16 protein-coding genes are annotated in these 19,647 nt (G+C 61.7%); 5 read left to right on the top strand and 11 right to left on the bottom strand.

Annotated features, from left to right (window positions below):
• Positions 1–56 precede the first annotated feature (56 nt).
• Together GTP69_RS12300 and GTP69_RS12295 are read right to left on the bottom strand one after the other, a co-directional pair.
• The gene (locus GTP69_RS12300) at positions 57–2,183 is read right to left on the bottom strand and encodes a M3 family metallopeptidase (protein WP_161055172.1); all 2,127 of its coding nucleotides are present in this window, start codon (positions 2,181–2,183) and stop codon (positions 57–59) included.
• A gap of 16 nt (positions 2,184–2,199) precedes the next feature.
• Positions 2,200–4,326: a M3 family metallopeptidase gene (locus GTP69_RS12295; RefSeq protein WP_229260915.1), complete on the bottom strand. Its 2,127-nt coding sequence runs from the start codon at positions 4,324–4,326 to the stop codon at positions 2,200–2,202.
• 231 nt (positions 4,327–4,557) lie between these two features.
• Between GTP69_RS12295 and GTP69_RS12290 the strand changes: the two genes are divergently transcribed.
• A complete protein-coding gene (locus GTP69_RS12290; RefSeq protein WP_161055171.1) occupies positions 4,558–5,349 on the top strand; it encodes a hypothetical protein in 792 nt (263 codons plus the stop codon).
• Here the strand turns inward: GTP69_RS12290 and GTP69_RS12285 are convergent.
• On the bottom strand, positions 5,339–5,914 hold the full coding sequence (locus GTP69_RS12285; RefSeq protein ID WP_161055170.1) for a TMEM175 family protein: 576 nt from the start codon (positions 5,912–5,914) through the stop codon (positions 5,339–5,341). The genes GTP69_RS12290 and GTP69_RS12285 overlap by 11 nt on opposite strands.
• An 86-nt stretch (positions 5,915–6,000) precedes the next feature.
• A complete protein-coding gene (locus tag GTP69_RS12280) occupies positions 6,001–6,447 on the bottom strand; it encodes an SRPBCC family protein (protein WP_161055169.1) in 447 nt (148 codons plus the stop codon).
• 184 nt (positions 6,448–6,631) lie between these two features.
• Here GTP69_RS12280 and GTP69_RS12275 point away from each other — a divergent pair, with 184 nt between their 5' ends.
• Positions 6,632–7,390 (top strand): M48 family metalloprotease, encoded by a 759-nt coding sequence (locus tag GTP69_RS12275; protein WP_161055168.1) that lies wholly within the window; start codon positions 6,632–6,634, stop codon positions 7,388–7,390.
• A 6-nt stretch (positions 7,391–7,396) separates the two neighbouring features.
• Here GTP69_RS12275 and GTP69_RS12270 read toward each other — a convergent pair whose 3' ends face one another.
• Positions 7,397–8,527, bottom strand: a complete 1,131-nt coding sequence (locus tag GTP69_RS12270; protein WP_229260914.1) for a GGDEF domain-containing protein — start codon at positions 8,525–8,527, stop codon at positions 7,397–7,399.
• Between the two features lie 125 nt (positions 8,528–8,652).
• Between GTP69_RS12270 and GTP69_RS12265 the strand changes: the two genes are divergently transcribed.
• Positions 8,653–9,120, top strand: a complete 468-nt coding sequence (locus GTP69_RS12265; protein ID WP_161055166.1) for a heme-degrading domain-containing protein — start codon at positions 8,653–8,655, stop codon at positions 9,118–9,120.
• Here GTP69_RS12265 and GTP69_RS12260 read toward each other — a convergent pair whose 3' ends face one another.
• On the bottom strand, positions 9,121–9,327 hold the full coding sequence (locus tag GTP69_RS12260; RefSeq protein WP_161055165.1) for a SlyX family protein: 207 nt from the start codon (positions 9,325–9,327) through the stop codon (positions 9,121–9,123).
• On the bottom strand, positions 9,324–11,402 hold the full coding sequence (locus tag GTP69_RS12255; protein WP_161055164.1) for a UvrD-helicase domain-containing protein: 2,079 nt from the start codon (positions 11,400–11,402) through the stop codon (positions 9,324–9,326). Before GTP69_RS12255 ends, GTP69_RS12260 begins: the two co-directional genes overlap by 4 nt.
• A gap of 144 nt (positions 11,403–11,546) precedes the next feature.
• Here GTP69_RS12255 and GTP69_RS12250 point away from each other — a divergent pair, with 144 nt between their 5' ends.
• A complete protein-coding gene (locus GTP69_RS12250; protein ID WP_161055163.1) occupies positions 11,547–12,029 on the top strand; it encodes an SRPBCC family protein in 483 nt (160 codons plus the stop codon).
• 9 nt (positions 12,030–12,038) lie between these two features.
• Here GTP69_RS12250 and GTP69_RS12245 read toward each other — a convergent pair whose 3' ends face one another.
• Together GTP69_RS12245 and GTP69_RS12240 are read right to left on the bottom strand one after the other, a co-directional pair.
• On the bottom strand, positions 12,039–13,172 hold the full coding sequence (locus GTP69_RS12245) for an HD-GYP domain-containing protein (protein ID WP_161055162.1): 1,134 nt from the start codon (positions 13,170–13,172) through the stop codon (positions 12,039–12,041).
• A gap of 90 nt (positions 13,173–13,262) precedes the next feature.
• Positions 13,263–14,705 carry a dihydrolipoyl dehydrogenase gene (locus GTP69_RS12240; RefSeq protein WP_161055161.1) on the bottom strand — a complete coding sequence of 481 codons (1,443 nt, stop codon included), beginning with the start codon at positions 14,703–14,705 and terminating at the stop codon, positions 13,263–13,265.
• A 97-nt stretch (positions 14,706–14,802) separates the two neighbouring features.
• Between GTP69_RS12240 and GTP69_RS12235 the strand changes: the two genes are divergently transcribed.
• Positions 14,803–15,690, top strand: coding sequence for an ArgP/LysG family DNA-binding transcriptional regulator (locus tag GTP69_RS12235; RefSeq protein WP_161055160.1), 888 nt, complete (start codon positions 14,803–14,805; stop codon positions 15,688–15,690).
• Here the strand turns inward: GTP69_RS12235 and GTP69_RS12230 are convergent.
• Positions 15,687–17,702 carry a primosomal protein N' gene (locus tag GTP69_RS12230; protein WP_161055159.1) on the bottom strand — a complete coding sequence of 672 codons (2,016 nt, stop codon included), beginning with the start codon at positions 17,700–17,702 and terminating at the stop codon, positions 15,687–15,689. The genes GTP69_RS12235 and GTP69_RS12230 overlap by 4 nt on opposite strands.
• Before the next feature lie 731 nt (positions 17,703–18,433).
• On the bottom strand, positions 18,434–19,519 hold the full coding sequence (gene hemE, locus GTP69_RS12225) for a uroporphyrinogen decarboxylase (RefSeq protein WP_161055158.1): 1,086 nt from the start codon (positions 19,517–19,519) through the stop codon (positions 18,434–18,436).
• Positions 19,520–19,647: the final 128 nt, after the last annotated feature.

Below are 19,647 nucleotides of genomic sequence, written 5' to 3'. Positions count from 1 at the left end.
ATCGCGATATCGTATGCGAATAGGCTGACCATGGGCCAGCTTACTCGTCTAGAAGATTACTTCTCGGTCAATCCACGACGTTCCAGCAGCGGTTCGATCTTCGCATCGCGGCCGCGGAAGTTGCGGTACATTTGCATCGCGTCCATGGTGCCGCCTTTCGACAGCAGCATCTTGCGGAAGTAGTCGCCGTTCTTGCGCTGCATGCCGCCGTTTTCGGTGAACCAGTCGACGGTGTCGGCGTCCAGCTTCTCCGACCACAGGTAGCCGTAGTAGCCGGCCGAGTAGCCGCCCGCGAACACGTGCGAGAAGTAGGTGGTGCGGTAGCGCGGCGGCACCGGCGCGTAATCAACGCCGGCGTCCTTCAGCGACTTCGCCTCGAAGCTCAGGACATCCGTCGGAATCTGCGATACGCCCAGCTGGTGCCATTTCTGGTCCAGGATCGACGCCGCCAAGTACTCGGTGGTGCGGAAGCCTTCGTTGAATTTCTTCGACGCGATTACCTTGTCCAGCAGTTCCTGCGGCATCGGCGCGCCAGTCTGGTAATGCTTGGCGTAGTTGGCCAGCACCGCCGGATCGACCGACCACATTTCATTGACCTGCGACGGGAACTCGACGAAGTCGCGCGGCACGCGGGTGCCGGAGAAGCGCGGGTACTTCACGTTCGAGAACATGCCGTGCAGCGCATGGCCGAATTCGTGGAAGGCGGTGCGCAGCTCGTCGTAGGTGAGCAGCGTCGGCTCGCCCGGATTCGGCTTCGGAATGTTGAGGTGATTCGCCACCACCGGGTGGGTGCCCATCAGCGACGATTGCGACACGTAGGCGTTCATCCAGGCGCCACCGCGCTTGTTGGAACGCGCGTAGTAGTCGCCGATGAAGATCGCCAGCTGCTTGCCGTCGGCGTCGAACACGTCCCACACGCGCACGTCCGGATCGTACACCGGCAGATCCTTGCGCTCCTTGAAGGTCAGGCCATACACCTTGTTGGCGGCGTAGAACACGCCATTGGTGATGACGTTATTCAGTTCGAAGTAAGGACGCAGCTGGTTCTGGTCGAAGTTGAAGCGCTCGGCGCGCACCTTGTCGCTGTAGAACGACCAGTCCTGCGCAGCCAGCTGGAAGCCGCCATTTTCTTTGTCGATCACCTGCTGGATCTCGGCGCCTTCCTTCTTCGCGTTGGCGACGGCAGGGCGGGCGAATTCGGACAGCATCTTGTTGACGGCTTCCGGATCGTGCGCGGTCTGGTCTTCCAGCGAGTAGGCGGCGAAACTTGGATAACCCAGCAGCGCTGCCTTCTCGGCGCGCAGCTTGGCCAGCGACAGCACCACTTGGGTGTTATCGAACTTGCCGCCATGGCTGCCGCGCGCCAGCGACAGCGCCATCAGCTTCTCGCGCACTGCGCGGTTGGTCAGCACCGCCAGGCTGGCCTGGCCGGTGGTGTTCACTACCGGGATCAGGAACTTGCCGTCCTGGCCCTTGGCCTTGGCGGCGGCAGCGGCGGAGTCGATCGCCTTGTCCGACATGCCGGCCAGTTCTTCACGCGTGTCGACCACCAGCGCCGAGGCGTTGGCTTCTTCCAGCACGTTCTGCGCGAAGGTGGTCTGCAGCTTGGCCAGTTCGGCGTTCATCGATTTCAGCTTGGCCTTGTCGGCATCCGACAGTTGCGCGCCGGCGCGCACGAAGTCGGTGTTGTAGCGTTCCAGCAGATACTTCGACTCCGCATCCAGGTGCAGCTTGTCGCGCTTGTCGAACAGCGCCTTGACGCGGGCGTACAGTTTGCTGTTCAGGCGAATCGCGTCGCTGTGGGCGGCCAGTTTCGGCGACAGCTCGCGCTCCAGCGCCTTGAAGGTGTCGTTGGTGTTGGCGCCCGACAGGTTGCCGAACACGCTCGATACGCGCGACAGCAGCTGGCCGGATTTTTCCATCGCCACGATAGTGTTGTCGAAAGTCGGCGCGGCCTTGTTGTTGGCGATCGCCTCGATCTCGATAGCGTTCTGGCGCATGCCTTCTTCAAACGCCGGCGCGTAGTCTTCGTTCTTGATCTTGTCGAAGGCGGGATAGCCGAACGGCAGGGTGCTCGGCTTGGCGAACGGATTCGATGCCGGCAGCAGCGACGCAGGTTCCGCATGCGCGACGCTGAATACTGCCGCGATGCTGGCGGCGATAATGACGTTGGTACGATTCATTGAAATCTTTCTAAAATTATTTACCGTTCAGGCCACGACGTTCCAGCAGCGGCTCGATCACAGGATCGCGGCCGCGGAAGTTGCGGAACAAATTCATCGCATCGTCGGTGCCGCCGCGCGACAGCAGCTTGGCGCGGAACCAGTCGCCGTTCTTGCGTTGTAGGCCGCCGTTTTCCTTGAACCATTCGACGGTGTCAGCGTCCAGCTTTTCGGACCACAGATAGGCGTAGTAGCCGGCCGAGTAGCCGCCGGAGAAACTGTGCGAGAAATAGGTGGTGCGGTAGCGTGGCGGCACCGGCGCGAAGTCGACGCCCATGTCTTTCAGCGACTGCGCTTCAAACGCCAGCACGTCGGTTGGAATCTGCGCAGGGGTCAGCTGGTGCCAGCGCTGGTCCAGCAGCGATGCCGACAGATACTCGGTGGTCAGGAAGCCCTGGTTGAATTTCTTCGACGCCAGCACCTTGTCCAGCAGCTCTTTCGGCATTGGTTCGCCGGTCTTGTAATGCTTGGCGTAGTTGGACAGCACCTCTGGCCACACGGCCCACATCTCGTTGACTTGCGACGGATATTCGACGAAGTCGCGCGGCACACTGGTGCCGGAGAAGCGCGGATACTTCACGTTGGAGAACATGCCGTGCAACGCGTGGCCGAATTCGTGGAAGGCGGTCTTCACTTCATCATAGGTCAGCAGCGTCGGCTCGCCGGCCGGCGGCTTCGGAATGTTCAGGTGATTGGCCACCACCGAGTGGGTGCCCAGCAGCGACGATTGCGAGATGTACTCGTTCATCCATGCGCCGCCCTGCTTGTTGGAGCGGGCGTACATATCGGCGATGAAGATGGCCAGCTGCTTGCCGTCGGCGTCAAACACATCGAACACGCGCACGTCCGGGTTGTACACCGGCAGATCCTTGCGCTCCTTGAACGACAGGCCATACAGCTTGTTCGCGGCGTAGAACACGCCGTTGGTCAGCACGTTGTTCAGTTCAAAGTAAGGCTTCAGCTGGTTCTCGTCGAAGGCGAAGCGCTGTGCGCGCACCTTGTCGGTGTAGAAGGCCCAGTCGGAGGCGTCGATCTTGAAGCCGCCCTTGTCGGCATCGACCACGGCTTGCAGGTCGGCCGCTTCTTTCTTGGCGTTGTTGACGGCCGGCTTGGCCAGTTCGCTCAGCAGCTTGTTGACCGACGCGGTGTCGTGCGCGGTCTGGTCTTCCAGCGAGTAAGCGGCGAAGTTTTCATAGCCCAGCAGCGTGGCCTTTTCGGCGCGCGCCTTGGCGATCTTCAGCACCACTTCGCGGTTGTCGAATTCACCGCCATGGCTGCCGCGCGCCAGCGACAGCGCCATCAGCTTTTCGCGCACTGCGCGGTTGGTCAATTCCGCCAGCGGCGGCTGGCCCGAGGTGTTGACCACGGCGACCAGGAATTTGCCGTCCTGGCCTTTGGCCTTGGCGGCAGCGGCGGCAGCATCGATGGCGGCTTGGCTCATGCCGGCCAGTTCTTCGCGCGTGTCGACCAACAGACCGGAGGCATTGGTTTCCTTCAGCACGTTCTGGGTGAAGGTGGTTTGCAGCTTGGCGATAGTGCCGTTGATGGCTTTCAGTTTTTCCTTGTCGGCGGCCGACAGGTTGGCGCCGGCGCGAACGAAATCGGTGTGGTAGCGTTCCAGCAGGTGCTCGGATTCCGCGTCCAGCTTGAGCGCGGTGCGCTTGTCGTACAGCGATTTCACGCGGGCATACAGCTTGGCGTTGAGGTAGATGGCGTCGGCATGGGCGGCCAGTTTCGGCGACATTTCGCTGTCGATGGCATCCAGCTTATCGTTGGTGTTGGCGCCTTGCAGATTGCCGAAGATGGTTTGCACGCGGGTCAGCAGCGCGCCGGATTTTTCCATCGCCACGATGGTGTTGTCGAAACTCGGCGCGGCCTTGTTGTTGGCAATGGCGTCGACTTCCTTCAGTTGCTGGCGCATGCCTTCGTTGAAGGCAGGGATAAAGTGCTCGTCCTTGATTTTGTCAAACTGCGGGTAGTGGAATGGCAAGGTGCTGGCGGTGGCCAGCGGATTGCCAGCCAGGGTAGCCGGAGCTGCCAGCACAGTCTGGGAAAAAGCCAGGCCAAGAGCGGCCGCGACTACAAGCATTTGAGGACGGGACATATTCTTCTTTCAAAAAACGCCAGAGAAAATGCTGACACGGTAACAATGCAGCACGTTAAGCGTTAGATCATAGCAGCGCGCTATGGCGACCGTCACTGGCAAAACATGCTGCACTGCACATGATCGGAAACAGGGCGTGTTTTCCGAACAAAGCTCTGTCCTATCGGAAATTTACGAATACAGTCGCGCACGATTGACCGTGAGATATCAAAATTATATTATTTAGGTGCTATGCGACCCCTCTATCTGACCATGCTGCTGGGCCTGAGCGCCGGCGCCACCGCTGCGGACAACGTCACGCAGGCCGACCTGACGCGCATCCTGCCGCCGCCCGGCCTGTATCGCGTGGAGGACGACGCCACCATGACCCATCTCAGCAATGGCATGAGCGTGCGCGACCAGAGCAACCAGAGCGGCACCCTGGCCACCTACCACAGCCCGGACGGCCACACGGCGCAGCAGCAGATCAACCATCCACAGGCAACCATCTGCGTACCGCTGCGCAAGGCGAATGCCCCGCTGCTGCCAATCGCCATGGGCACGGCGGCGTGCAAGACCTTGTCCACCACCGTCAGCGGCGACACGCTGAGTCATGAGGCGCAATGCGCCATCGGCCGCACCGCCTTTACCATCACGCGGCTTGGCAACGACCAGTGGGAATATACCGACGACAATGAATGGGGCGCTGGCGGCATGGCTAGGAACAATCCGGCGGCGATGCGGCCGATGGTGGAGCAGATGGCGCGTAACGCGCCCACCGAAGCCGATCGCGCCAAGGCCAGGCAGTTGCTGGCCCAACTGCCACAGCTACAGGCGCAGTCCGAGCAGCAAATGGCGGCCGCCTTGGCCGGCGCCCGGCAGGCGCTGAAGGAAGCACGCACGCCGGAAGAAGTCGCCGCCATGCGCAAAGTGGTGCAGATGCTGGAAAACCAGGACAGCCTGCCGGCCCAGAACAAGTCCAGCGGCAGATCGCGCTGGACCCGCATTGCCGACAGCTGCGGCGGCGCCAGCGCTAAGAAGTGAAACGCGCCTCGATGCGGCGGTCCGGCATGAACCACAGCAGTGCCACAGCGGCGTAGAGTGTGAACGAAATCCACACGTGCAGGAAGGCAGCCGGAATCGCCAGCAGATACAACACCACCGAAGCGATGCCCTTGAACTCCTTGCCCACCGCCACGCCTAGCACGGCATCGCGCGGGTTACAGGCGATCAACGATTTTTCCAGCAAGGTATAGGCGGCCGCGCACATCACCAGCATGGCGCCATATAGCGCCACCGGCAGCGGCGCAAATTCGTTCTCTCCCATCCAGCCGGTGGCGAACGGCAGCAGCGACAGCCAGAACAGCAAATGCAGGTTCGCCCACAACACGCGGCCATTGACCACCGATGATGCATGCAGCATATGATGGTGGTTATTCCAGAAAATGCCCACGTAGACGAAGCTGAGCACATAGCTGCCGAACACCGGCAACAGTTCGGTCAGCGCCGCCCAGTCCGCCCCATGCGGCACCTTCAACTCCAGCACCATAATCGTAATAATGATGGCGATAACGCCATCACTGAATGCTTCCAACCTGCCCTTGCCCATAATCATCCTAGTTGTTTCTGGTTCATTCATCTTGCGATCAAGAGTATAAACCGTAGCACCGTGAGCAGAAGCTATTACTAAGGTCGCTACTCGCGGATTTCCGGTTCAGTCAGTTGCGCCAGCAGTACCAGCGATTCCTGCCACCCGAGGTAGCAGGCTTCGGTCGGGATGACGGCTGGGATGCCTTCCTGCACCACCTTCATCTCGACACCGCAGAACACCTCACGCAGCGTGACCGTGGTTTGCATCTGGCCTGGCAAGTTGGGATCGTCAAAGACGGCGGTGTAGCGCAGCTTTTCGCCCGGCACCAGTTCCAGGTATTCGCCGCCGAACGAATGGCTGCCGCCGGTGGTGAAGTTGGTGAACGACATGCGGTATGAACCGCCCACCCTGGCGTCCAGTTGATGTACCTTGCCTATGAAGCCGTGCGGCGGCAGCCACTTGGCCAGCGCATCCGGATCGAGGAAGGCGCGGTAGACGCGCTCGGCGCTGGCTTTCAGCACGCGTTGCAGTTGTACGGTATTGGTGGTCATGATCGATTCCCTCAAAAAGTGTGTCTGCCTGCACGACGAACCAAGGTACAGGAAATCGACATCGGCAGGCAAGATGGACTGATTGATTTTTCGTAAAGTGAGTGCCAAGCAAATCCCTATGATTCCTGATGGAAATATCGTGCCCCTTGCGGGCTGATGAAGTTACTTCTTGAGGAGCTAATTCATGGGAACCAAACATTCTGTCGCCGCGTTGCTGCTGTGTTCCACGCTGGCCTGCCACGCAGTACAACCCATCGACCTGGGCGGGTTCGCCAATTCAGCCAGCCTGGCGATCAAGGCGGCCACCTTGACTGACGCCGAGGTGGTGGACTTGGCCAACAAATCCTGCGCGGAGCTCGACAATCAAAACAACATCGCTGCGCCGGGCAGCAAATATGCCAAGCGTCTGGCGGCGGCCTTAAAGCCGCTGAATATGAGCAAGTTCAACGGCAAGCAGCTGGATGCCAAGGTTTATCTGGTCACCGACGTCAACGCGTTTGCCATGGATAACGGTTGCATCCGGGTGTTTGCCGGGTTGATGGACATGATGAACGACGACGAAATCCGCGCCGTGGTCGGCCACGAAATCGGCCATGTGCTGCTGGGTCACTCCAAGAAGTCGATGCAGACGGCCTACAGCTTGCAAGCGGCGCGCACCGCAGCCGGCGCGGCCAGCACCACGGCGGCGACATTGAGCCAGTCCGATCTCGGCGACCTGGGGCAGAAATTTATCCAGGCGCAGTTTTCGCAGACGCAGGAAACCGCCGCCGATGACCAGTCCTACGGCATTCTGTATAAAGAAAAGCTGTCGCGCAAAGGACTGGTTACGCTCTTCCAGAAACTGGCCACGCTGGACAATTCCGGACACAGCATGTTCAGCTCCCACCCATCCTCGCCCGACCGCGCGCAGCATATCCAGTCGCGCATCGACAAGGATGGCTGAGCGCCGTTACATGCCCAGCGTCTGCTCATCCAGCGTGCGGTTGCGGCCCAGCATTTTGGCGCTGTACAGCAGCGAATCGGCGCGGCGCAGCATGGCGTCCACCGTGTCGCGCGCGTGCAGTACTTCGGCGATGCCGGCGCTGTAGCACAGCGCCACGCCCAGCTCGCGCGGTCCCGCTTCTGCCAACCAAGTACGCAGGCGCTGGTCGTAGGCGCGGATCGCGGCCAGGTCGGCGCCGCGCTTGAGCACGGCGAATTCCTCGCCGCCGTAGCGGCAGATCAGGTTGCGTTCGCCGCCCACGGCGTGCATGCCCTGCACGAACAGCTTGAGTGCGCGGTCGCCGGCTTCGTGGCCGTAGGTGTCGTTGATGTCCTTGAAAAAGTCCAGGTCCACCAGCATCAGGCACAGGGGCTGCTGCTGGGCGTGGCTGTCGGCCAGGATGACGTGACCCTGCTGCATCCAGGCGCGGCGGTTGAATGCGCCGGTGACGCCATCGGTGTTGGCCAGCCACTCCAGTTCGCGCGCGGCTTCGTCGCGGTGCGCCAGCAGGATGCCCACCATCGACATCACCACCGTCACGTTGGCGGCCAGCGCAAACAGCAGGTTGGCCGGATGCGGCGCAAAGAAGTTGGGGAACTGGTCGGTGTAGAACGTGCCCAGCACGCCGCGCGCGGCGGTCACCGCCATCTGCACCAGCAGCGAGACCAGCAGCAACCAGCGCCAGCGGCCGACCGGCACCTGCGGCTTGCGGCACAGCGCCGCCGCCACCATCGCCAGTTGCAGCGTCAGCAGACCATTGGCCCAGCCGACGCGGAAGGCATAGTTGTCGAAGCCGATGCAGTAGCCCAGCGTCATGACCAGCGCCGTGATCATCGGCGCCCGCGCCACCGCTTCGCGGCCGCACCACAGGTCGAAGGCGATGGCGCTGCAGGCCAGGCCGACGGCGATGCCGGCCATCGCCAGCGTCGACAGCAGCCGGTCGCTCCAGCCACCCGCCTCCACCAGCCCGGACGACAGCAGCAATACCCAGCCCAGCGCTTGCAGGCCGACGCCGAGCTGGGCCCGGCGCGCGGCCAGATTGACCTTGCCCATCACGGCCAGCAACGCCGCAGCCATCGTCAGCAGGCTGAGCGTCATGGCTATGAGCAAAGAGGCAACATCGATGTGCATGGTGAGCAAAAGTGAGGACGTAAGGAAGGAGTATATCAAGCCCGCCTGGGCTACACTGAGGGACTTACATCGCTTAACAACAGGAAGGACGAATGGAAAACTACGCGGAACTGCTGGAAACGCTGACGCAGCAGGAAAAAGAATTGCAATTTACCGCCTTCAGCAGCGATACCGCGCTGACGCTGGGCTTGAAAATCGTGGAGCTGGCCAAGGCGCGCGAGAAGAGCATCACGGTCAACATCACCGTCAACGGCAAGGTGCTGTTCCATCATGCGATGCAGGGTGCATCGGCCGACCAGGCTGACTGGATACGGCGCAAGAACAATGTGGTGGCGCGCTTCGGCCGCTGCTCGTTCTACATCGGCATCGACCACAAGCACCGTGGCGTGGTGTTTGAAGACATCAAGTACCTGAATCCGGAAGATCACGCGGCCAACGGCGGCGCCTTCCCGATCACCATCAAGGACACCGGCATCATCGGCACCGTCACCGTCTCCGGCCTGCGCCAGGCCGAAGACCACGCACTCGTCATCGAAGCGCTGCGCGCCGTGCTGGCCTGATCAATAGTGCGGCGGGCGCTCGTGGGGGAGTTGGCCGCCGCTGCTTTGGGAGGCATTGCGCACGTGTTGCGCCAGCGAGGCGCATAGCTGTTCCAGCTTGTCGATCTGCTTCTGCTGTTCGTGGATGCGGTCGTTGAGCGAGTCCACCATGTCTTCGGCGTACGCCAGCTTGATTTCGATGTTGATGAAGCGGTCTTCGGTGTTCATGGTTGTTCCTTGTCAGGTTTGGGCGTGGCCAGGAGTTCCTTCATGCGCGCCAGGCGTTCCTTGGGCGTGATCACTTCGGATTCCAGCGGCACAGCGGTGCCCTCATCCAACTTCATTTCTTTGATAAAGCGTGACGGGTCGCAGTGTACCTGCTCCCCCGCGCGTTTGCGTTTTTTGCACCACGTGACTTTCAGCGTGCGCTGCGCGCGCGTAATCCCCACATACATCAGGCGCCGTTCTTCCTGCACCCGCGCGGCGATCGACTCGGCCGGCGCGTCGGGGTCGCCCTTGTGCGGCAGGATGCCTTCTTCCACGCCGACCAGGAACACGTGCGGATACTCCAGCCCTTTCGACGCATGCAGCGTCGACATGCGCACCGCGTCCGGATCTTCGTCCTGGCCTTCCAGCATCGACATCAGCGCCACCATCTGCGTCAGTTCCAGCACGTTCTTTTCTTCGCCGTCGCGGTCCTTGCCGCCACGGCCGCGGTCCTTCAGCCAGTTGACGAATTCCAGCACGTTCTGCCACTTGCTCTGGGCCGCGCGTTCGTCGAACATATCGTATAAATAGTTTTCATAATTAATCGCCTCCAGCATGTCATCCAGCACCTGCGCCGCGTTGTCGCCGCTGCCCGACGGGCCGGGGCGGCTGGCGCGCGATTCCAGGTTGTTGATGAAGTTGCAGAAGTCGCGCAGCGGATTCAGCTGGCGGTCGTTCAGCAAGCCTTCGATGCCGCCCTTGAACACGGCCTCGAACAGCGAACATTGCCACTGGCCCGAGAAGGTGCCCAGCGTTTCCATGGTCGACTGGCCGACGCCACGGCGCGGCGTGGTCACCGCGCGGATGAAGGCCGGATCGTCGTCGGTATTCGCCAGCAGCCGCAGGTAGCTGATGATGTCCTTGATCTCGGCCTTGTCGAAGAACGACTGGCCGCCGGAGATGGTGTACGGAATCCGCTCCTTGCGCAGCGCCTGCTCGATGATGCGCGCCTGGTGGTTGCCGCGATACAGGATGGCGTAGTCGGTCCACTTGTTCTTGCGCTGGAAATGGTCGGCCGAAATCATGATCGCCACCTGCTCGGCTTCCGTATCGTCGTTCGGCATCGCCATCACCTGGATCGGCTCGCCCAGGCCATGCTCGGACCACAGCGATTTCTCGAACAGCTTGGGATTGTTGCCGATTACCGCGTTGGCTGCTTGCAAAATGCGGGTGGTGGAGCGGTAGTTCTGCTCCAGCTTGATCACTGCCAGGTCGGGAAAATCGGTTTGCAGCGTCTTCAGGTTTTCCACCGAGGCGCCGCGCCAGGCGTAAATAGCCTGGTCGTCGTCGCCCACGGCGGTGAACATCGGCTTCTTGCCGACGCCGGTCACCATCAGTTTGACCAGCTCGTACTGGCAGGTGTTGGTGTCCTGGTATTCGTCCATCAGCAGGTAGCGCAGGCGGCGCTGCCACTTGTCGCGCACCGGGTCGTTGTTGCGGAACAGTTCAACCGGCAGGCGGATCAGGTCGTCGAAATCCACCGCCTGGTAGGCTGACAGCGTCGCCACATAGCTGGCGTAGACGCGCGCCGACTGCGCCTCGTCCTCGTCCTTGGCCTGGTTCAGCGCCAGGATCGGATCGACCAGGCCATTCTTCCACAGCGAAATATCGGTCTGGATGCGCCGCACCACCTGCTTGTCGGTGGTGATGGCCAGATCCTGGATCAGCGAACCGCAATCGTCGGCATCCATGATCGAAAAACGGTCCTTGAGGCCGACGCCATTGGCTTCTTGCCGCAAAATCTTCACGCCCAGCGAGTGGAAGGTCGACACCGTCAGTTGCTTGGCCTGCTTGGGCTGCTTGAGCAGCTTGGCGATCCGCTCCTGCATCTCCAGCGCCGCCTTGTTGGTGAAGGTCAGCGCGGCGATGGTGCGCGGGTCGTAGCCGCGGTCCTCGATCAGGTGGGCGATCTTCTGCGTGATCACGCGCGTCTTGCCCGAGCCGGCGCCCGCCAGCACCAGGCAGGGACCATCCAGATAGGTGACAGCCTGGCTCTGGGGCAGATTGAGGCCAAAAACGGGGACTTGGGTGGACATCGGGTGGGGGCTAGGAAAACGGAAAAGCAACCCCACATTGTAACAGTCCAAGCGGCTGCCACTGATATGCCGCATGTAGCGTCGCTGACAATACGCTACCATGCGGGAATCGGGCCTCCGCCTCACCTTATATTGGTTGCAATCATGAAATTTGAACACTTAATCGAAGTCAATGACCCACTCAATCCGCTGATCGATGCGCTGACCGTCAAGCAAGTCTGGGCCGGCCTGGTGCTGCGCGCCGAGTCGCCGAAACTGTTTGTGCCGCATCTGGACGAAGCCATCATCGACCAGCGCACTGACGCCGGCTTCCGCCGCCGCCTGCGCTATGGCGAACTGGTGGTGGAAGACCGCGTCGAGCTGGAACCGATGCGCCAGGTGCGCTACCGCGTGGCCGCGCAGCAGGATATCGCAGAGTCCAGCCTGATCATGACGATCGAGACGCCGAGCGAAAACGCGCTGTTCGTGCGCTTCCAGTACGAGGACAGCCACGATGAGGCGACCGACCAGGCAAACGCCATGTACGATGAATTCCGCCGCTCGGCCTATGTCGAGTCGGACATCGACACCATCGGCATGATGCGCGAGCTGGCACAGGAAGGCCGGCTGGATGCGACGTTGAATTAAGCGCTCAACTTAGTCCAGCGCGGCCCGCCCCCACACCTGCGCCATGCGCAGCAGCGGGGCGTCCAGCGCCGCCACTTGGGCGTTGGTCAATACTTCCCGGATCGTATGCAGTTCGTTGCGCGTGTCACGCTGGAGAAACACTTCCAGCGGCGCGCCGCGCGGACCGAGCACCGACTCCACATGCGGCGTGGTCGATTGCAGACCGCGCCGTGCCACCACGCCGGTCTCGCCGTTAATCAGCCGCACGTAGGTGCCGATCGGATAAATGCCCAGTTCGCGTATCACCAGCGACACCAGGTTGGTGTCCAGCGTGGTGCGCGCTTCCAGCAGCATGTCGCGCAATGCGCCGTTGGCCGTCATCACCGGCCGGTAGCTGCGCTCGGACACGCGGGCGCAATAGCGGTCGGCCAGCGCCACCAGCTTGGACAGCAATGGAATCTGCGCGCCGACCTTGCCGTGCGGATAGCCGGTGCCGTCTTCGTTTTCGTGGTGGTGCAGCACGCAGTCCAGCCAGGCTTCATCGTTGACGCCGGCGGCGCGCAGCAGTTGCACGCTCAGCGCCGGATGGGCCAGCATGCGGGCACGGTCGGCCTCATCCAGCACGGCGCTGCTGTCATGCCAACGCTGGTGATGCTCCAGCATGCCTGTATTCATGGTCAGTGCGGCCAGCGTTACCGTCATGACGTCGTTGCGGGAGCGTTGGCGGGCGCGTGCCAGCAGCACCGCAATCACTGCCGTGTTGACGCTGTGACGTGCCGCGTACGGCGCCGCCTGCTGGTTGTGCAGCACGGCGGCGGTGGCGATGTCGACGTTCAGATCGACGGCGCCATGCACCAGCAAGGCGATATCGTCCAGTTTGCGGCGGAAATCGGCCGGCGGCAGGCCTTGCGACACGGCCTGCAGCAGCGTGTTTAATTCGAGACAGGCAGCGTTGAGCTTGCGCAGCACGGAGGGCGGCTCGGACGCGGCCTCCGGCGGCACGCCATCCTCAAATACGCCACGCTCCACCAGATACGCGATCTGGTTGGCACTGGCGATCATATGTCCTTTGCGGACCAGCAAAGCGCCATTTTCACCGTAGACATCCCACGGCAGCAGCATGCCCAACTTCAAATCGGCCGCTGTCACTTTGCGTATGTTCATTGCATGATAAAGAGACTATCGACGCAGCAGCATACGGCTTTTCAGGGCCGGGTGTGTAAAATTTTTGTATTTTTGATTTAACAATAACAATCACGGCCCTGGCGTGCAATCGACGCAAGGACAATCATGCACAGGTGCATTTTTCAGATGATGCGCCAAGTCGCGCAAGGCGGTCCGCACGCCTTCCTCCACCACCGGGTGGTAGAACGGCATGTCCAGCATGGCGTCCACCGTCAGCCCGGCCTGCACCGCCCATGCCAGCAGATGGCCGATGTTTTCCGCGCGCGGACCAATCATCTCGGCGCCGAGAAAGCGGCCGCTCTGGTATTCCGCATACACGCGCAGCATGCCCTTGTTTTGCAGCATCACGCGGCTGCGGCCCTGGTTCTCGAACGACACCTTGCCGACGGCAAAGCGGCCCGGATGCGTGATGCACAGCTCGCTGTAGCTGGCGCCCATGGTGGCGATCTGCGGCTCGGTGAACGAGATCGCCAGTGGTGTGCGGCGCAGGCCGGGCTGGACGTCCGGATAGCGCGCCGCGTTTTCGCCGGCGATGCGGCCATGGTCGGCCGCTTCCGGCAGCTGCGGACGGTCGTTGTTGGCGTCCCCGGCGATGAAGATGGCGCTATCGCCGCATTGCATCGTCTGCGGATTAAACAGCGGAATGCCGTGATGGTCACGCTGCAAGCCGGTGTTCTCCAGCCCCAGCTGATGCACATTCGGCCGGCGGCCGACGGCCGACAGCAGGTAGCTGAAATGTTCGGTCTGGCGGTCGCCATTGGTGTCCTCGCTGGTGACGGACAGGCCGTCGCCCTGCGCCACCACCTCCACCACGCGGGTTTTGAAGCGCACGTCCAGCTCATCGAGCATGGCGCTGCGGGCGACGTCCAGCACTTCCGGGTCACTCAGCTGGGCGACGCTGCCGCCACGGCCGAAGATCGTCACGCGCACGCCGAGGCGATGCAGCGACTGCCCCAGCTCCAGCCCGATCACGCCGGTTCCGGCCACCGCCACCGATTCCGGCAGGTCTTCCCAGTCGAACACGGCGTCGCTATGGATGACGCGCGGACCGGCCGCGCGCCACTCGTCCGGCACAATCGGGGTGGAGCCGGTGGCGATGACGAAACGTTCCGCCTCCACTACTGTGTGGTCGTCGATTTGCAGCTGGGTCGGGCTGAGAAAGCGGGCGTGGCCGTGCAACTTGTCTTCGGCCGGGTAAGCGTCCACGCTCTCGACCACGAAGCCGACAAAACGGTCGCGTTCGCTGCGCACGCGCGCCATCACCGCCTTGCCGTCGATGCGGACCTCGCCCGCATGCACGCCGAAATCGGCGGCCGCGTGCAGCATGTGGGCCGCGTCGGCGGCCGAAATCAACAGCTTGCTGGGCATGCAGCCGACGCGCGCGCACGTGGTGCCATAGACGTTGCTTTCGATCAGCAGCGCCTGCTTGCCGCCGGCCTTGGCGGCGCGATAGCCGGTCATGCCGGCCGTGCCTGCGCCGATGACGGCGACTTCAGTGCGTAAGGTTTTCATATGCCACAAGTCTACTCCCAACTGCCAATCGTGTTTTACTTCAAAGCAAAACAGTATTAGTATGGCTTATCGTTTTCAAATTTTATAAGCTTGACTTATGGACAATCTGGACTATCGGGCGCTTGCCGTGCTGGATGCTGTGGTCAGCCAGGGCAGCTTTGAAAAGGCCGCACTGGCGCTCGGCATCAGCCAATCGGCCGTGTCCCAGCGCATCAAGGCGTTGGAGGATGCGGCCGGCCGCCTGCTGATCGTGCGCGGCCAGCCGGCCGTGCCGACCGGACTGGGCCAGCGGCTGGTGTCCCACCACCGCAACGTCAAGCTGATGGAAGCGTCGCTGGATATCGACCTGGGCAACCAGGTCAGCATGCCGGAAATCGCGCTGGCGGTGGATGCCGCCAGCCTGGCGACCTGGTTCCCGCTGAGTTTGCAGCCGCTGCTGTCGCCGCCGCGCTGCCAGCTGAATGTGCAGGTGGCAGCGCCGGAACTGGCGCTGCATCTGGTGCGCGAAGGCAGCGTGTTCGGCTGCGTGGCGGCCGGCGCGGCCGAGCCGCAGGCCAACGGTCCCCAGGTGACGCCGCTGGGCAGGATGCGCTACGTCTGCGTGGCCACCAAGGCGTTTGCCAATCACTGGTTCGGCGACGGTTTTATCACCGATGCGGTACAGCTGGCGCCCGCCGTGGTGTGCGACCGCGACATGATGAGCGGCTTCCTGCAGCAGGTGCTAGAGTGGCGCGGCGCTTATCCGCATCACACGCTGCCGCTGTCGGCGGCCAGCACCGAGTGCGTGTTCGGCGGCCTGGCGTATGGCCTTCTGCCGCTGCAACAGGTGGCTGCGGCGCTGACCGACGAGCGGCTGGTCGATCTGGCGCCCGGGCAGGTGGTCGACGTGCCGCTGCACTGGCACGCGTGGAACCTGGACACGCCCTTCACCCGCGCGCTGTCCGAACAGATCGTGGCGACCGCCCGGCGCTACCTGCTGGCCTAAATATCCAGCGGATCGACTTCCAGCGACCACTTCACGCGGCTTTTCATCTCGCGCAGCGTCAGCATCCACTCCTTGAGGAAGGCTTGCAGCGCCGGCCGTGACGGCGACTCCACCAGCAACTGCGCGCGGTCCACATTGTGCACGCGCGTCATGGTCATCGGAATCGGATCGTTGATGGTGATGCCCGGATGCTGCATGCAATCGCGCGCCATGGTCAGGAACTCGATCGCCGTGGCCAGTTCCCGCGCCTCGGCCCGCAACAACGCCTGGAACAGATACGGCGGCAACGCGGCCTGCTCGCGCTCCTCCAGCAAGGCCGACGCAAAGTGATCGTAATCGTGGTGCACCACCGCGCCGTACAGTGGATGCTGCGGATAGCGGGTCTGGATCAGCACCTCGCTCGGAATGCCAGCCCGTCCGGCGCGGCCGGATACCTGCATCAGCTGCGCAAACAGCCGTTCACTGGCGCGGTAGTCCTGCGAAAACAACGCCGTATCCGGATTCATGATGCCCACCAGCGTCAGCCGCTTGAAGTCGTGGCCCTTGGCGACCATCTGCGTGCCGACCAGAATATCCACCTCGCCGCGGTGCACGGTATCGAACGCCTCCTGCGCGCTGCCCTTCTTGCGGGTCGAGTCGGCGTCGATGCGCAGGATGCGCGCTTCGGGGAACAAAGCCTGCAAACCCTCCTCCACGCGCTGCGTGCCGCGTCCCAGCGGCTGGATGTCGATATTGCCGCAAGTCGGGCAATGGCGCGGAATGCGCATCTCCAGGCTGCAATGGTGGCAGCGCAAGCGGTGTTCGGGACGATGCAGCACCATGAACGAGGTGCAGCGCGTGCATTCGCTGATCCAGCCGCAGGATTCGCAGCAGATCACCGGCGCGTAACCACGGCGGTTGAGGAACAGCAGCGACTGCTCACCGCGCTCCAGCCGCTGCCTGATGGCCGCCACCAGGTGTGAAGTCAGGCCGTCGTTGGGCTTGTCGCGCTCCATGTCGATCAGCTTGACGGTCGGCAGCACGGCGTTCTGCACGGCCCGCTCGCGCAGTTCCAGCTTGCGATAGCGGCCGGACTGCGCGTGGTGCCAGCTTTCCAGCGACGGCGTGGCCGAGCCCAGCACAATCGGAATCTGCAACTGCCACGCCCGCCAAACCGCCAGGTCGCGCGCGGAATAGCGCAGGCCTTCCTGCTGCTTGTACGAGGGATCGTGTTCCTCGTCGATGACGATCAGCTTCAAATGTGGCAGCGACGACAAAATCGCCAGCCGCGTGCCCAGCACGATGCGCGCCTTGCCCTGGTGCGCCGCCAGCCAGTGCAGCATGCGTTCGCCCTCGGACAGGCTGCTGTGCAGCGTGGCCAGCATCACGCCGGGGAAGCGCGCGCGGATATTGCCTTCCAGCTGGGGCGTCAGGTTGATTTCGGGCACCAGGATCAGGATCTGGCCGTCCGGCTCGCGTTCCAGCACTTGCGCGCAGGCTTGCAAGTAGACCTCTGTCTTGCCGCTGCCGGTCACGCCGTAAAGCAGGGTCGGCTTGAAGCCCTGGGCGCCACCGATGGCGTCGGCGGCGATCTGCTGCTGTGGATTCAGCACCGGCATGTTGGACGGCGTGGGATCGTGCGGCGTCTCCAGCTTGGCCAGCTTCTTTAGCGCCCGGTCCAGCGCCACGGTGGTCAGCACGCGCAGGTTCTTGGGCAGGCCGGGCAGCGCCACCTCGCCCAGCGGCCGCTGGTAGTAATCGGCGGCAAAACCGGCCAGCGCCAGCCATTGGGCCGACAGCGGCGCCAGCTGGCTGCGCACGGCCAGCGCATCCTTCAACTTTTCCATAGGCACATCGGTCTCATCGACCACACCGACGATCAGGCCCACCACCTCGCGCCGCGCGAAGGACACCAGCGCCAGCTGGCCCACCTGGGGCCGCTCGGCCGGATCGCACTGCCAGCGGTAGTCAAACACCGCGTTGAGCGGCGTATCAATAGCGATTTGCAGGTAGCAAGGGCGTGGATTATTCATGCTGCACCTTGCAAAAATATCGATGCTGTATGTATCCACAGTTTCTGTGGATAACTTTGTGGACAATGGAATCTTAATCCCCGGAAAGCACTGACATTCAAGTTGGCATCTTCCAAAACCGGGTAAAAAATCAAAATTTTATCTCTTTAAAATCAATGACTTGGAAAATGCTTCCTAGGGAGCCGAAATTCGCCGTCGGAAACGGCCAGCTGTGCATAAGTGAAGTATTTAGGAGCTTTTTTTCGGGGAAATCAAGCACTTTTTTGCACCGTTTCGGCACTTTGCAGTGCACCAATCCGCCAAATTTTATCCTTATGCTCACACCAAGCTTTGCGGCTTGATAACAAGCTTGGTCAGGGTGTCATTTTTGCCTAAAAATCGTGCAACGCAACATGAATCTCAGGCGAAACAGCAATATTATGGCTAAGTCACGGTTTACTAAGTCATTTTATTTCTTGTCCACAGTTTTTGTGGATAACTTTGTGGAAAATGAAGAAATAAACTACTTGAAGCTTAGCCACAGTGTTTACGGCTTGCTAAACATTGCCCTCTGGACCACAAATTTTATCGCTTTAAATCAATGAGTTAACTCAGCATCAAGGGCTAGCCAAAAAGCACTGCCTATTATTTCCGCAGCAAAAAAAATTGTGCATAAGTCGGTCTGATCAGAGCGCGTGCAGAATAAAAAAGGGCACGTTTCTTTCGAAACGTGCCCCTCTACACGATCGAAATCAAGCTGAGCGTTGAGCCTTGCTGTAGGTGTGCACAGCTTCCACCATGGCCGCCACGCTTTCCGGCGGCGTGAACTGCGAAATGCCGTGGCCCAAGTTGAACACGTGGCCACTGCCGCTGACGCCCGGTGGGCCGAAAGCGTCCAGTACCTTATGGACTTCAGCGGTAATCTGGTCCGGGCTGGCGAACAGGATGGCCGGGTCCAGATTGCCCTGCAGGGCGACCTTGTGGCCAACCTTGTGGCGTGCCTGGGTCAGGTTGGCGGTCCAGTCCAGGCCCAGCGCGTCAGCGCCGATGTCGGCGATTTCCTCGATCCAGTGGCCGCCGCCCTTGGTGAACACGATGGCCGGGATCTTGACGCCATCCTTTTCACGCTTCAGCAGCGCCAGTACCTGGCGCATGTACTTGAGCGAGAACTCCTGGTAGGCGCCATCGGCCAGCGCGCCGCCCCACGAGTCGAAGATCATCACAGCCTGCGCGCCGGCGTCGATCTGCGCGTTCAGGTACTCGGCCACCGCCTTGGCGTTGGTGTCGAGGATGAAGCGCATCAGGTCCGGGCGGTTGTACAGCATCTTCTTGATGTTGTGGAACTCGCGCGAGCCTTCGCCCTCCACCATATAGCAGGCCAGCGTCCAAGGGCTGCCGGAGAAGCCGATCAGCGGCACGCGGCCATTCAGCTCGGTGCGAATCTGGGTCACGGCCTTGAAGACGTAGTCCAGCGAACCCGGTTCCGGCTGACGCAGGGCCAGGACATCGGCCTCGGTCTTCAGCGGGCGCTCGAATTTCGGGCCTTCGCCTTCAACGAAGTGCAGGCCCAGGCCCATCGCATCCGGCACCGTCAGGATGTCGGAGAACAGGATGGCGGCATCCAGCGGGAAGCGGTCCAGCGGCTGGATGGTCACCTCGGTGGCGTAATCGGGATTGGTGGCCAGGCCCATAAAGGAACCGGCTTTGGCGCGGGTAGCGCGGTATTCAGGCAAATACCTTCCGGCCTGGCGCATCAGCCACACAGGGGTGTAGGTGGTGGGCTGGCGCAACAACGCGCGCAGGAAGGTGTCATTCTTGAGCGGAGCAAATTGTGGCATGGAAGGCAATAGAGAACAATCAAGCCTCTATTATCGCATCCCACGCCATTTTGCGAATTTAACCCGGGGTCAGTTCTGCCAAATGTACATGGGTTCGTGTGCATTTGGCAGAACTGACCCCGAATTTT

Source organism: Duganella levis (assembly GCF_009857605.1).
Lineage (GTDB): Bacteria > Pseudomonadota > Gammaproteobacteria > Burkholderiales > Burkholderiaceae_D > Rugamonas > Rugamonas levis.
Note: the sequence above shows the minus strand (reverse complement) of the source record. Positions and strands in the feature narration are given on the sequence as shown.